General features: G+C 68.1%; 11 protein-coding genes. 8 read left to right on the forward strand and 3 right to left on the reverse strand.

Features of this window, described 5'->3' with window-relative positions; translation table 11 throughout:
- The first annotated feature begins 450 nt into the window (after positions 1-450).
- From APZ15_RS09625 to APZ15_RS09655, 7 genes are all read left to right on the forward strand, one after another.
- Positions 451-1,683: an aspartate aminotransferase family protein gene (locus tag APZ15_RS09625; protein ID WP_027787970.1), complete on the forward strand. Its 1,233-nt coding sequence runs from the start codon at positions 451-453 to the stop codon at positions 1,681-1,683.
- A 30-nt stretch (positions 1,684-1,713) separates the two neighbouring features.
- Positions 1,714-2,766 carry an arginine/ornithine succinyltransferase subunit alpha gene (gene aruF, locus APZ15_RS09630; RefSeq protein WP_027787969.1) on the forward strand — a complete coding sequence of 351 codons (1,053 nt, stop codon included), beginning with the start codon at positions 1,714-1,716 and terminating at the stop codon, positions 2,764-2,766.
- Positions 2,763-3,797, forward strand: coding sequence for an arginine N-succinyltransferase (gene astA, locus APZ15_RS09635; protein ID WP_027787968.1), 1,035 nt, complete (start codon positions 2,763-2,765; stop codon positions 3,795-3,797). Before aruF ends, astA begins: the two co-directional genes overlap by 4 nt.
- 7 nt (positions 3,798-3,804) lie before the next feature.
- The gene (gene astD / locus APZ15_RS09640) at positions 3,805-5,268 is read left to right on the forward strand and encodes a succinylglutamate-semialdehyde dehydrogenase (RefSeq protein ID WP_027787967.1); all 1,464 of its coding nucleotides are present in this window, start codon (positions 3,805-3,807) and stop codon (positions 5,266-5,268) included.
- A 14-nt stretch (positions 5,269-5,282) separates the two neighbouring features.
- Positions 5,283-6,623 (forward strand): N-succinylarginine dihydrolase, encoded by a 1,341-nt coding sequence (astB, locus tag APZ15_RS09645; RefSeq protein ID WP_027787966.1) that lies wholly within the window; start codon positions 5,283-5,285, stop codon positions 6,621-6,623.
- Positions 6,624-6,630: 7 nt separating this feature from the next.
- Positions 6,631-7,674, forward strand: coding sequence for a succinylglutamate desuccinylase (astE, locus tag APZ15_RS09650; protein ID WP_027787965.1), 1,044 nt, complete (start codon positions 6,631-6,633; stop codon positions 7,672-7,674).
- A gap of 368 nt (positions 7,675-8,042) precedes the next feature.
- A complete protein-coding gene (locus APZ15_RS09655; RefSeq protein WP_027787964.1) occupies positions 8,043-8,837 on the forward strand; it encodes an ABC transporter substrate-binding protein in 795 nt (264 codons plus the stop codon).
- A 128-nt stretch (positions 8,838-8,965) separates the two neighbouring features.
- Here APZ15_RS09655 and APZ15_RS09660 read toward each other — a convergent pair whose 3' ends face one another.
- Positions 8,966-10,465 (reverse strand): HDOD domain-containing protein, encoded by a 1,500-nt coding sequence (locus APZ15_RS09660; RefSeq protein WP_027787963.1) that lies wholly within the window; start codon positions 10,463-10,465, stop codon positions 8,966-8,968.
- A 25-nt stretch (positions 10,466-10,490) separates the two neighbouring features.
- Entirely contained in the window at positions 10,491-12,233 is a 1,743-nt protein-coding gene (gene cdpA, locus APZ15_RS09665; RefSeq protein ID WP_194290282.1) for a cyclic di-GMP phosphodiesterase CdpA, read from the reverse strand.
- A 279-nt stretch (positions 12,234-12,512) separates the two neighbouring features.
- On the opposite strand from cdpA, the gene APZ15_RS09670 reads away from it, so the two are divergent.
- Positions 12,513-13,064 carry a peroxiredoxin gene (locus APZ15_RS09670; protein ID WP_021161764.1) on the forward strand — a complete coding sequence of 184 codons (552 nt, stop codon included), beginning with the start codon at positions 12,513-12,515 and terminating at the stop codon, positions 13,062-13,064.
- A gap of 110 nt (positions 13,065-13,174) precedes the next feature.
- On the opposite strand, the gene APZ15_RS09675 is transcribed toward APZ15_RS09670, so the two are convergent.
- Positions 13,175-13,804 carry an NAD(P)H-binding protein gene (locus tag APZ15_RS09675; protein ID WP_027787962.1) on the reverse strand — a complete coding sequence of 210 codons (630 nt, stop codon included), beginning with the start codon at positions 13,802-13,804 and terminating at the stop codon, positions 13,175-13,177.
- Positions 13,805-13,858 lie beyond the last annotated feature (54 nt).

Consider the following 13,858-nt stretch of genomic DNA (forward strand, 5'->3'; position numbering starts at 1 on the left):
CGAAGCGAGGATGGAGCTAGCGGGCGGTATACCGCTCTGTTGGGTAGGGAGTGGAGTCAGAACCATTGCTCGAACCACTCCGCGTTCCTGACTGGCGCGGACACTTAGGTGCGAACCACTCTGACGACCATGGCACCGGGAAGTCATGCGTTCTCCCAGCGCCTTTCTTTTGGTTACTTTTCTTTGGCAAGACAAAGAAAAGTAACCGCCGCCCCGCGCAGGGGCGACGCTAATAGACCGACGAGCTCACAGGTGCTTCACGACGACCCAAGCGACCCACCAAAAAACCACCCTGACACCAAATCCCACAGCCCCCCGCGCTGGAAGGGCAAAATAGCAGCAGAGAAAGGGGCTTCCGATAGAACCCGTCGCAATTCCGCAAGACGCTTGCGTCACCCTTACCTAAACTTGATCCTGTTGAACCCTCTTACGAAACCGAAAGGAACGACCATGACGACCTCGACCGTGACCCGCCAGACATTCGATGAAGTGATGGTGCCGGTATTTTCTCCCGCGCCGTTCGTGCCGGATCGCGCAGAGGGCTCCCGCGTGTGGGACACGGCCGGCCGCGAGTACATCGATTTCGCGTGCGGCATTGCGGTGACGTCGCTCGGCCACGGTCACCCGGAACTGCTGAAAGTCCTGGACGAACAAAGCCGCAAGCTCTGGCACATCGGCAACGGCTACACGAACGAGCCGGTGCTGCGCCTCGCCAAGCGCCTCGAATCGCTGACCTTCGCCGACCGCGCGTTCTTCGCGAACTCGGGCGCGGAAGCGAACGAAGCCGCCCTGAAACTCGCGCGCCGCGTCGCGTTCGACCGCCACGGCGCCGACAAGGTGGAAATCATCTCGTTCGTGCAGTCGTTCCACGGCCGCACGTTCTTCACGGTCAGCGTCGGCGGCCAGCCGAAGTACTCGGAAGGCTTCGGCCCCGTGCCGGCCGGCATCACGCATCTGCCGTACAACGACATCGAAGCCGCGAAGGCCGCGATCGGCCCGCAAACCTGCGCAGTGATCGTCGAGCCCGTGCAAGGCGAAGGCGGCGTGATCCCGGCCGATCCGGCATTCCTGAAGGCACTGCGCGAAGCCTGTGACGCGAACGACGCGCTGCTGATCTTCGACGAAGTGCAAACGGGCGTCGGCCGCACGGGCCAGTTCTACGCGTACATGGACACGGGCGTCACGCCGGACATCCTTACGACCGCCAAGGCGCTCGGCAACGGCTTCCCGATCGGCGCGATGCTGACGACCAACGAACTGGCCGCGCACTTCAAGGTCGGCGTGCACGGCACGACGTACGGCGGCAACCCGCTCGCATCGGCGATCGCCGACAAGGTCGTCGAACTGATCGGCGACCCGGCACTGCTCGAAGGCGTGCGCGAACGCAGCGTGCGCCTGAAGGGCGCGCTCGAGCGCATCAACGCACGCTTCGGCATCTTCAAGGACGTGCGCGGCAAGGGCCTGCTCGTCGGCGCGGAACTCACTGCCGCGTTCGATGGCCGCGCGAAGGACTTCGTCACCGCGGCAGCAGAAAACGGCCTGATCATGCTGATCGCCGGCCCGAACGTGCTGCGCTTCGTCCCGTCGCTGGTGATCCCGTTCGACCTGCTCGACGAAGGCGTCAAGCGCTTCGAGAAGGCCGTCGAACAAGTGCTCGCCGCCCAGGAAGCCACCGCGCGCTGATCGGCGCACCCATCGCAGACAGGAACGACGATGCTATTTGTTCGCCCCGGCAAACTCACGGATCTCGATGCGCTCGCGCACATGGCGCGCACCGCGCAACCGGTCCTGCACTCGCTGCCGCACGACCGCGCGGCGCTCGAAGCGCGCGTGGCGCTCTCGGAGGATTCGTTTCGCGCGGACGTCGACTTCGCCGGCGAGGAGTTTTACCTCTTCGTGCTCGAGGATTCGTCGACGGGCAAGCTGCTCGGCACGGCGAGCATCGTGGCCGCGGCCGGTTACTCGGAACCGTTCTACGCGTTCCGCAACGACGCCTTGATCCACGCGTCGCGCGAGCTGCACGTGAACCGCAAGATCCACGCGCTCACGATGTCGCACGAGCTGACCGGCAAGAGCCGGCTCGCGGGCTTCTACGTCGATCCGTCGCTGCGCGGCGACGCGGCCGCGCACCTGATCTCGCGCGCCCGGATGATGTACATCGCCGCGAACCGCCGCCGCTTCACGCCGGAAGTGTTCACGCTGCTGCTCGGCGTGAGCGACGACACGGGCGCGTCGCCGTTCTGGGAAGCGGTGGGCCGCAAGTTCTTCGGCCGCGACTTCACCGACGTCGACATCGCGTCGGGCGGCCGCAGCCGCACCTTCATCGCGGAAGTGATGCCGGCGTATCCGCTCTACGTGCCGCTGCTGCCGGAAGCCGCGCAGCGCGTGCTCGGCGAACCGAACGAATCGGCACTGCTCGCCTACGACATCCATCTCGAGGAAGGCTTCGAGCCCGACCGCTTCGTCGACATCTTCGACGCGGGCCCGGTGCTCACCGCGCAGGTCGACCGCACCGCGTGCGTGAAGCACGGCACGGAGCGCGTCGTGCGCGAGGCCGCGCACCAGCAGGGCGACGTTGCGTACATGGTGTCGACGGGCAGCGGCGAATCGTTCCGCTGCGTGCTGGCCGACCTGCCGGGCGATGCGGCTGACGCACCGCTCGCCGGCGACGTGCGCGCGGCGCTCGATGTGAAGGATGGCGATGTCGTGCGCTGCGTGCCACTGCACCGCCGCGACGATGAAGATTTGAAGGGAGACGCAGCATGATCGTCGTTCGGGTCGTACAAACGGGCGACGTCGACGCGCTCGTGTCGCTCGCGAAGGAAACCGGGCCGGGCCTGACCACGTTCAAGCCCGACCGCGACGCGCTTGCCGCGCGCATCGAGCGCACGCGCCGCACGCTCGAGGGCGAGGCAGCGGCCGGCGAAGCCGGCTACTTCTTCGTGATGGAAGAATCGAAGACGGGCGACATCGCGGGCGTATGCGGGATCGAGTCGCAGGTCGGCCTCGAACAGCCGTTCTACAACTACCGCGTGAGCACGGTCGTGCATGCGAGCCAGGAGCTCGGCGTGTGGACGCGCATGCACGCGCTGAACATCTCGCACGACCTGACCGGCTACGCGGAAGTGTGCTCGCTGTTCCTGAGCCCGCGTTATCGCACGGGCGGCGTGGGCGGCCTGCTGTCGCGCTCGCGCTTCATGTTCATCGCGCAGTTCCGCGAACGCTTCCCGGAACGCATCTGCGCGGAACTGCGCGGCCACTTCGACGAAGACGGCACGTCGCCGTTCTGGCGCGCCGTCGGTTCGCACTTCTACCAGATCGATTTCAACGCGGCCGACTATCTCAGCTCGCACGGCCGCAAGTCGTTTCTCGCGGAACTGATGCCGCGCTATCCGGTGTACGTCGACCTGCTGCCGCAGGACGCGCAGGACGCGGTCGGCCTCACGCACCGCGACACGCTGCCGGCCCGCAAGATGCTCGAGGCGGAAGGGCTGCGCTACCAGAACCACGTCGACATCTTCGACGCGGGCCCGGTGCTCGAATGCCACGTCAACGACCTGCGCACGGTGCGCGAGAGCGTCGTCGTGCCGGTCGCGATCGGCGTGCCCGACGCGCAGGGCGATCATCCGCCGACGTCGCTCGTGTCGAACACGTCGCTCACCGATTTCCGCGTCGGCGTCGCGCCGGGCGTGGTCGCGAACGGCTCGTTCGTGCTGTCGGCCGACGATGCCGCCGCGCTCGACGTGAAGGTCGGCGATCCGGTCCGCGTGCTGCCGCTCAAAGTCAAACAGGGATAAACGAATCATGACGGAACTCTTCATCGACGGCGCCTGGGTCGCAGGCTCGGGCCCCGTGTTCGCTTCGCGCAACCCGGGCACCGACGAGATCGCATGGCAGGGCGAAAGCGCGTCGGCGGCCGACGTCGACCGTGCGGTCGCGAGCGCGCGTCGCGCATTCGCCGGCTGGTCGGCGCTCGACTTCGAATCGCGCTGCGCGATCGTCAAGCGTTTCGCCGCATTGCTCAATGAACGCAAGGAAGCGATCGCGACCGCGATCGGCCGCGAGACGGGCAAGCCGCTGTGGGAAGCGCGCACCGAAGTCGCGTCGATGGCCGCGAAGGTCGGTATCTCGATCCAGGCGTACCAGGAACGCACCGGCGAGAAGCGCCAGGACATGGCCGACGGCGTCGCGGTGCTGCGCCACCGCCCGCACGGCGTCGTCGCGGTGTTCGGCCCGTACAACTTCCCCGGCCATTTGCCGAACGGCCATATCGTGCCCGCGCTGATCGCCGGCAATGCGGTCGTGTTCAAGCCGTCGGAGCTCGCGCCGGGCGTCGCGCGCGCGACGGTCGAGGTGTGGCAGGAAGCCGGGCTGCCGGCCGGCGTGCTGAACCTCGTGCAGGGCGAGAAGGACACGGGCGTCGCGCTCGCGAATCACCGGCAGATCGACGGGCTGTTCTTCACCGGCAGCTCGGATACCGGCACGCTGCTGCACCGCCAGTTCGGCGGCCGTCCGGAAATCGTGCTCGCGCTCGAGATGGGCGGCAACAATCCGCTCGTGATCGGTGAAGTCGAGGACATCGACGCGGCCGTCCATCACACGATCCAGTCGGCGTTCCTGTCGGCGGGCCAGCGCTGCACGTGCGCGCGCCGCATCTTCGTGCCGCAGGGCGCGTTCGGCGACCGCTTCCTCGCACGCTTCGCCGACGTCACGTCGAAGATCACGGCCGACGTGTTCGACGCCGATCCGCAGCCGTTCATGGGCGCGGTGATCTCGGCGCGCGCGGCCGCGAAGCTGGTCGACGCGCAGTCGCGCCTGATCGAGCAGGGCGCGAAGCCGATCATCGCGATGACGCAGCGCGATCCGCGCCTGGGCTTCGTTAACGCGGCGATCGTCGACGTGACGGGCGTGGCGAACCTGCCCGACGAAGAACACTTCGGCCCGCTCGCGCAGATCATCCGCTACGCGACGTTCGACGAAGCGATCGAGCGCGCGAACGACACGGCGTTCGGCCTGTCCGCCGGCCTGCTGGCCGACGACGCGAACGCATGGGACCACTTCCGCCGCACGATCCGTGCGGGGATCGTCAACTGGAACCGTCCGACCAACGGCGCATCGTCCGCCGCGCCGTTCGGCGGCACCGGCCGCTCGGGCAACCATCGCCCGAGCGCGTACTACGCGGCCGACTATTGCGCGTATCCGATGGCGTCGGTGGAAAGCACGCAACTGACTTTGCCCGCGAGCCTGTCGCCGGGCCTGCACTTCTGATCGAGGGAACGACGATGAACGCACAAGAAGCCAATTTCGACGGGCTCGTCGGCCCGACCCACAACTACGCCGGCCTGTCGTTCGGCAACGTGGCGTCGCTCAACAACGAGAAGTCGGCCGCGAATCCGAAGGCCGCCGCGAAGCAGGGGCTGCGCAAGATGAAGCAGCTCGCGGATCTCGGCTTCGCGCAAGGCGTGCTGCCGCCGCAGGAGCGGCCGTCGCTGCGCCTGTTGCGCGAGCTCGGCTTCTCGGGCAAGGACGCGGACGTGATCTCGAAGGCCGCGAAGCAGGCGCCCGAACTGCTCGCCGCCGCGAGCTCGGCATCGGCGATGTGGACCGCGAACGCGGCCACCGTCAGCCCGTCGGCCGACACGAGCGACGGCCGCGTGCACTTCACGCCGGCGAACCTGTGCAGCAAGCTGCATCGCGCGATCGAACACGAAGCGACGCGCCGCACGCTGTCGACGCTGTTCGCCGATCCGGCGCACTTCGCGGTGCACGAAGCGCTGACCGGCACGCCGGCACTCGGCGACGAAGGCGCGGCGAACCACACGCGCTTCTGTGCCGAATACGGCAAGCCGGGCATCGAGTTCTTCGTGTACGGCCGCGCGGAATATCGCCGCGGCCCCGAGCCGAAGCGCTTCCCGGCACGCCAGACGTTCGAGGCGAGCCGCGCGGTCGCGCATCGCCACGGGCTCGCCGAAGAGGCGACGGTGTATGCGCAGCAGGACCCGGACGTGATCGACGCGGGCGTGTTCCACAACGACGTGATCTCGGTCGGCAACCGCGACACGCTGTTCACGCACGAGCGGGCGTTCGTCAACAAGCAGGCGATCTACGACACGCTGACCGCCGCGCTCGACGCACGCGGCGCGCGCCTGAACGTGATCGAGGTGCCCGAGGCGGCCGTGAGCGTGAACGACGCGGTCACGTCGTATCTGTTCAACAGCCAGCTGCTGTCGCGCGCGGACGGCTCGCAAGTGCTCGTCGTGCCGCAGGAATGCCGCGAGAACGGGAACGTCGCGGCTTATCTCGACGAACTCGCGGCCGGCAACGGCCCGATTCACGACGTGCTCGTGTTCGACCTGCGCGAAAGCATGAAGAACGGCGGCGGCCCCGCCTGCCTGCGCCTGCGTGTCGTGCTGAACGACGCGGAACGCGCGGCCGTCACGTCGAACGTGTGGATCAACGACACGCTGTTCACGTCGCTCGACACGTGGATCGACCGGCACTATCGCGATCGCCTCGCACCGGAAGACCTCGCCGATCCGGCGCTGCTCGACGAATCGCGCACGGCGCTCGACGAGCTCACGCAGATCCTGCGCGTCGGTTCGCTGTATGACTTCCAGCGCTGAGGCACGGATGCCGGCCAACGTGCTGCTCGACGACTTCCTTGCGTTCACGCTGGCCGGTAGCGCGCCGTCCGCGACGGAAGGCACCTGCGCGGCCGGCGCCGTGCGCTGGTCATGGCGCGGCGACGGTCTGCTCGCGCTCGAACCGGCCGCGGCCGCCGGCGCGGCGCGCCCGAGCGTGCTCGTGTCGGCCGGCGTGCACGGCGACGAGACGGCGCCGATCGAGCTGCTGCCGATGCTCGTGCGCGATCTCGCATCGGGCGCGCTGCCGCTCGCGTGCCGGCTGCTCGTCGTGCTCGGCAACGTGCCGGCGATGCGTGCCGGCGAACGCTATCTCGACGACGACCTGAACCGCCTGTTCAGCGGCCGTCATGCGCAGGTGCCCGCCAGCCGCGAAGCACCGCGCGCCGCGCAGCTGGAAGCGGCGGCCGCCGCGTTCTTCGCGGACGCGCCGGCCGGCGCCGCGCGCTGGCACATCGACATGCACACGGCGATCCGCGCGTCGGTATTCGAGCAGTTCGCACTGCTGCCGCACACGGGCACGCCGCCGACGCGCACGATGTTCGAATGGCTCGGCGACGCGCGGATCGCGGCCGTGCTGCTGCATACCGCGAAGGGCAATACGTATTCGCATTTCACGGCCGAGCACTGCGGCGCGCTCGCGTGCACGCTGGAACTCGGCAAGGTGCGCCCGTTCGGCCAGAACGACCTGACGCGCTTCGCACCGGCCGATCGCGCGGTGCGCAAGCTCGTGTCGGGCGCGGGAGGAGATGCCGTCGTGCAGGGCGATCATCCGCCGCTGCCGCGCGTGTTCACGGTGATCGACCAGATCACGAAGCAGAGCGATGCGCTGGAGCTGTTCGTCGCGGCCGACGTCGCGAACTTCACCGCGTTTGCACGCGGCACGGTGCTCGCGCAGGACGGCGACTACCGCTACACGGTGATGCACGACGAGGAGCGGATCGTCTTTCCGAACCCGACCGTGAAGCCGGGCCTGCGCGCGGGCCTGCTCGTCATCGACACGACGCGCGAGACGATCGCGGCGCTCGTTTGAGCGCATGTCCCGACCGGCTGCTGATTGCGCTGCCGCGACGGCACGCGGCCCGCGCCTGACCCGCAACCTGCCGGTATCCCGTCGTCGTCGCCCGCAAGCCGGGGCCGACGGCACGCGCCCCCGGCTTGCGTATTTGCGACACCGTTTTGCAAGTTCGGCGGATCGCCTGACCGGTGCCGCGCACGCAGCGCAGCATCGCACGACGTCGCCCGCTTTGCCATATCGGGCCGCGCGGATTGGTACAATCGCGGCCTTGCGGCTGTTGCGCCGCATCACGGCGTGGCATCGCGATTGTCGTGGTCATCCGACCCTGCAATGATGCAAGCGCCCGTAGTTCCGGAACATTCGAGTATCGAGGAGAGCACCTGATGAAGTTGGATTGGCGTAAAGTGGCCGCGCATGCGGCGGTGGCGGCATCGGCGGTGGCGGCAGGCAGCGCGTTTGCCGCGGATCTGAAGGAGATCCGTTTCGGCGTCGAAGCCTCGTACGCGCCGTTCGAATACAAGACGCCCGACGGCAAGCTGACCGGCTTCGATATCGACATCGGCAACGCGGTGTGCGCGAAGCTGAAGACGAAGTGCGTGTGGGTCGAGAACGACTTCGACGGCCTGATCCCGGCGCTGCAGGCGCGCAAGTTCGACGCGATCAACTCGGACATGACGATCACCGACCAGCGCAAGCATGCGATCGCGTTCACCGATCCGATCTACACGATTCCGAACCAGCTGATCGCGAAGCAGGGCAGCGGCCTGCTGCCGACCCCGCAATCGCTGAAGGGCAAGCGCGTCGGCGTGCTGCAGGGCACGATCCAGGAAGCGTACGCGAAGAAGAAGTGGGCGCCGGCAGGCGTCGAGGTCGTGCCGTACCAGACGCAGGACCTGGCCTACGCCGACCTGAAGTCCGGCCGTCTCGACGCGACGTTCCAGGACGCGGAAGCCGGTTCGAAGGGCTTCCTGGCGAAGCCGCAGGGCCAGGGCTTCGCGTTCGCGGGCGGTACCGTGAGCGACGCCGAGATCCTCGGCTCGGGCGTCGGTTTCGGCCTGCGCAAGAACGACGCGGCGCTGAAGACCGCACTCGATCAGGCGCTGAAGGACCTGAAGGCCGACGGCACGATCGACAACCTCGCGAAGAAGTACTTCAGCGTGCCCGTGACGCTCAAGTAAGCGTTGCGTTCGATCGCACGATGCAAGCAAACCGGCCGCTCATGCGGCCGGTTTGCTTTTGCAGGCGGGGAACGGTGTGAAACAGGGTGTGAAACCGCCGAAAACGGCGGGGAGCGGCCGGCGCCGCGTCACGCCGGAAAGAACCGGCCCAGTTCGCGCGCGAGCTCGTTGAGCACGCCCATTTCCTGCTGCGTGATCTTGCGCGCGGGCTGCGCGCCGGCCCAGTCGCCGTACAGCAGCGCGACGGTCGTCGTGCCGACGCGCACGGGCAGCAGCACGAACGCGCGCGTGTCGTCGAACGCGTCGAGATACCACGCGGGCAGGCGCTTGAGCATCTTCGGCTCCCGTGCCTGCTCGATGAAGATGCCGACCGAGTTCGAGATCGCGAGATGAAACACGTCCGGCTCGAAGCGCTCGTCGAAGCGCAGCCGGTCGAGCATCGTATCGACGCCGGGGCCGAAGCCGAGGCGCGCGGCGAACATGCCGTCGTCGTGACGCACGAACATCACGGTGCGCGTGAACGCGAGGCCGGCCAGCAGGCTTTCCGACGCGAGCGCGAGTACCGGCGTCAGCACGTGCTCGGACGGCAGCGCGCGCAGGTCCGCGAGGCCGGCTTCGAGGCACGCCTCGGGCTCGGCCTGCGCGCGTGCGATCGCATCGGCGTTCGCGCGCAGCTCGACGATCTCGCGCATCATGGTGTCGCTCGCTTCCTCGCGCGCGAGCCGCTCGGCGATCTCGACGAGCGCGTCGGGTTCCATGCCGAGTTCCGCGCCGTAGTGCTGCGCGAGCGCCGCGATGCGCGCGTCGCGCTGCGGGCTCGCGGGCATCACGAGCGCACCCGCGACGTCGGTCGAGCAGCGGCTGATCTCGCGCAGCCAGCGGACGCGCTCGGTCGGGCCGTCGTCGGACACCTCGCCCGCATCGAGGTCGTCCTCGTCGTTGCCGAACGCGTCGGTGCGGACCACGTGGTCGTGGTCGGCCATCCCCGCGCGGATCACGTCGGGCAGCCGCCAGCGCGCGGCCGCCTCGAGCCCGATCTCGTCGAAGCCGACGCCGAGCACGTCGATGCAGGCGGCCGCTTCGTCGCCGTTCAGTTCGGCCGCGCGGCGGCGGATCCGGTCCCATTCGCTGTCGAGATAGCAGACCACGAGCAGCTTGCCGACCTGGCGCATCAGCGTGCAGACGACGGCTTCCTCGCCCGCGCGCAGCTCGACGCGTTCGGTGAGCTTGCGTGCGACGCAGCCGGACAGCAGCGCGCGGTTCAGTTCGAGCTTCGCGTCGATGCGCCGCGGCGTGCTGTGGTGGAAATGGTCGACGAGCTTGAGCCCGACGACCAGATGGCCGACGGCATCCATGCCGAGCACCATCAGTGCGCGGGTCACGGTCGTGATGTTGCCGCCGAACGCCATGTACATCGCGGAGTTCGCGAGCCGCAGCACTTTCTGCGTGAGTGCGAAGTCCGACAGCACGACGCGCACGAGCGCGGTGAAGTCGAGGTCGTCGTTCTTCATCGCGGCCATCGTCGCGCGCAGCGATTCCGACAGCAACGGGAAATCGCCCCGTTCGTTCATCCGGGCCCACAGCTTGTCGAGCAGCGCGGTGCGGGGCAGGTGTTCGGTGATTGACATACGGATCTGTCCGGTTCGCCGCGCGTCAGGCGGCGGCGTGCAGGTGCAGCTGATGGGCCTCGAAGCGCCGCGCAAGCTCCTCGGACGGCAGCGCCTGGCAGACGAGCCAGCCCTGGATATGGTTGCAGCCCATTTCCGTCAGCAATTCGCGCTGCGCCTCGGTCTCGACGCCTTCCGCGACGAGCTCGAGATCGAGCGTCTGCGCGAGGCCGACCACGGCCGACACGATCGCGCGGTCGTTGCGCGAGGTCAGCAGGTTCTCGACGAAACTGCGATCGATCTTCAGCTTCGCGAGCGGGAAGCGCTGCAGATACGCGAGGCTCGAATAACCGGTACCGAAATCGTCGATCGCGAAGCGGATGCCGAGATCGGTCAGTTCCTCGAGCAGCCCCTTCGCCTGCGCGGGATCGTGCATCAGCAGGCTTTCGGTGATCTCGAGCACGATGCGGCGCGGGTCGATGCCCGTCAGCGCGATCGCCTCGCGCACGCTTTGCGTGAAGCGCGGGTCGCGGAACTGCTGCGGCGACACGTTGACCGCCACGTACTGCAGCGCGAGCCCCTGGCGGTCCCATGCGACGAGCTGCATGCACGCGGCCTTGAGCACCCAGTTGCCGAGATAGTTGATCAGGCCGATCGATTCGGCGAGCGGAATGAAGGTCGCCGGCGGCACGAGGCCGTGCACCGGATGGCGCCAGCGGATCAGCGCCTCGACGCCGACCACCGCGCCCGACTGGCTGCGCGTGATCGGCTGGAAATGGAGCGAAAACTCGCCGTTGCGCACGCCGTCGTACAGGTCGGCTTCGAGCTTCAGCCGTTCGGCGTCCGCCGGGTCGTCGACGGGCGCGTGGAACGCGAGCGCGTTGCCGCCCGACGCCTTCGCCTGCGCGAGCGCGTGATCGGCACGGCGCAGCAGCGGGCTGTGGTGCTGCGCGCGATGCGGGGCGGCGCGCTCGTCAGGGTAGAGCGCGATGCCGATGCTCGCGGACAGGTGCACGGTCTGCCCCTGGTACACGTAAGGCTGGCGCACCGCGGCCTGCAGCCGGCGTGCGAGTGCATCGGCGGCATTGCTCGCCTGCGTGCGGTCCGGCGCACTGAGCACGACCGCGAACTTGTCGCTCGCGACGCGCGCGAGCTGTTCGTTCTGCGTGACGAGCGCCTTCAGCCGCTGCGCGGTTTCGCGCAGCAGCGTGTCGCCCGCGTCGTAGCCGAGCGCGCGGTTGATCCGCTGGTAGTCGTCGAGGTCGAGCAGCAGCAGCGCCGCGCAGGTGCCGCCCTCGTCGGCGGCCTGCTGCGCGCGCATCAGCGCGGGCACGAGCGCGGACAGGTTGTCGAGGCCCGTCATCGGGTCGTGGTGCATCTCGTAGGTCAGGCGCGCCTCGAGCGCGCGCCACGACGACACGTCGAACGCCGCGATCGCGAACCCGTCGACCCCGTGGTGGCGGCTCTTGAACGCGCGGATCTCGACGTCGAGCGGGTAGGTCAGCGATTTCACGATGCACATCGTCGCCTTCTCGACCTGGCCGGAACGCGCGGCGCGCGCAAGCAGGCCTTCGAGCGCCGCGGTATCCTGTTCGGCGATCAGGTCGCGCAGCGTCAGCGTGTGCAGGTAGTCGCGGTGGTAGCCGATGAAGCGCAGGCTCGCGTCCGACACGTAAAGAAAACGCAGTTCACGGTCGACATGGGCGAGGAAATCCACCGTGCCAACCGTCTGTTCCAGCCAGTTGCGTACGGAGTCGTCGCGGCGCGGGGCGCCGGCGCGCGCGGGCATCAGCGCGCCGCCCGACCAGGCGAAGCGGCGCAGCGTATGCAAGGCGCTGCGCCAGGAGCCCTTGCGTGACGTCTGTTTCCTGTTGGCTTCCATGTTTCTCGCTGACGTGAAGGGCTGGAACCGGTTGTCCGGAAGGAATAACGGCAGACTGTGCGGAATCTTTAACGGGCCGGGCGCGGATGGCGCTGCCGCAGGTCCGAATCGGTCACGCAAGTGTTCGACAGGCGAACGCCCGCGTGGCCCACATCGAGGCTGACTTTATAAGAAATGAGGATGCAGATGAAGCGAAAACTGTTGCTGGGCGCCGCCGTGGCGGCGCTGGTGGCCGGTCATGCACTGATGGCGCAGGCGGAACTGAAGCCGGGCGCCGCGGCGCCCGATTTCACGACGCAGGCGTCGCTGGGCGGCAAGACCTACACCTACGCGCTCGCGGACGCGCTGAAGCAGGGGCCGGTCGTGCTCTATTTCTACCCGGCTGCGTTCACGAAGGGCTGCACGATCGAGGCGCACGCGTTCGCGGACGCAGTCGACCGTTACAAGGCTTACGGCGCGACGGTGATCGGCGTATCCGCCGACAAGATCGACACGCTGACGAAGTTCTCGGTGAGCGAGTGCCGGAGCAAGTTCCCGGTCGCGGCTGATCCGGACGCGAAGATCATCCGGGAATACGACGCGAAACTGCCGGCGATCGACCGCGCGAACCGCGTGTCCTACGTGATTTCTCCGGAAGGGAAGATCCTCTACGAATACACGAGCATGTCGCCCGACAAGCACGTCGAGAACACGCTCGCCGCCGTGAAGGCGTGGGCCGACGCGCATCCGAAGCAGTAAACGGGCACCGGGGCACCGGGGCACCGCGTGCGTCAAGCGTCGAGGCGGCCCGTCGTGCGGGCCGCCGGTACGGATCGGCGCGCCGCCGCGCGGCGGCGCGTGTGAGGGCGCTAGGCGCGCAAGGCCTGCTCGATCGGCACGCTGCCGCCGACGAAGCCGACGATCTTGCGCGAGATGCCGAGCTTGATCGCCTCGATCGCGGCCCAGGCGACATCCTGGCGTGACACGGGCGGGGCGCCGTCGAACCACGCGTCGGTCAGCGCGATCTTGCCGACGCCCGGGTCGTCCGTAAGCGGGCCGGGGCGCAGGATCGCGTAGTCGACACCCGACGCGATCACGCGATCGTCGCCTTCGCGCTTCATCTGCGAATAGTGGCGCAGCGCGTCCGGGCCGAGTTCGGGCCGGTACGCGGACAGCGAGCTGATCACCACGAGCTTCTGCGCGTTGTAGGCCAGCGTGTATTCGGCCGCGCGGGCGACCGCGTCGCGGTCGACCTGCTCCTCTTCGGCCGCGCCTTCCGATTCGGCCGATCCGGCTGCGTAGATCACGTGCGTGATGCCCTGGAATGCGTGCGAGAAATCGTTCGTCAGATCGGCCTCGACCACCCGCGCGCCCGCCAGCGCATAGCCGTGCCGGCGCACGAGCGCCGTGACCTCGAACTCCGGCTGCTTGAGCAGCAGATCCGCGCAGGCCTGGCCCGTTCGGCCGGTCGCGCCAATCAGCAGTACCTTCGTCGTCATGAAACCGCTCCTTGCTCGATGCGTCGTCCTCCCAGATAGGGACGGACGACCGAT

The sequence above is a fragment of the Burkholderia cepacia ATCC 25416 genome (assembly GCF_001411495.1).
Classification (GTDB): domain Bacteria; phylum Pseudomonadota; class Gammaproteobacteria; order Burkholderiales; family Burkholderiaceae; genus Burkholderia; species Burkholderia cepacia.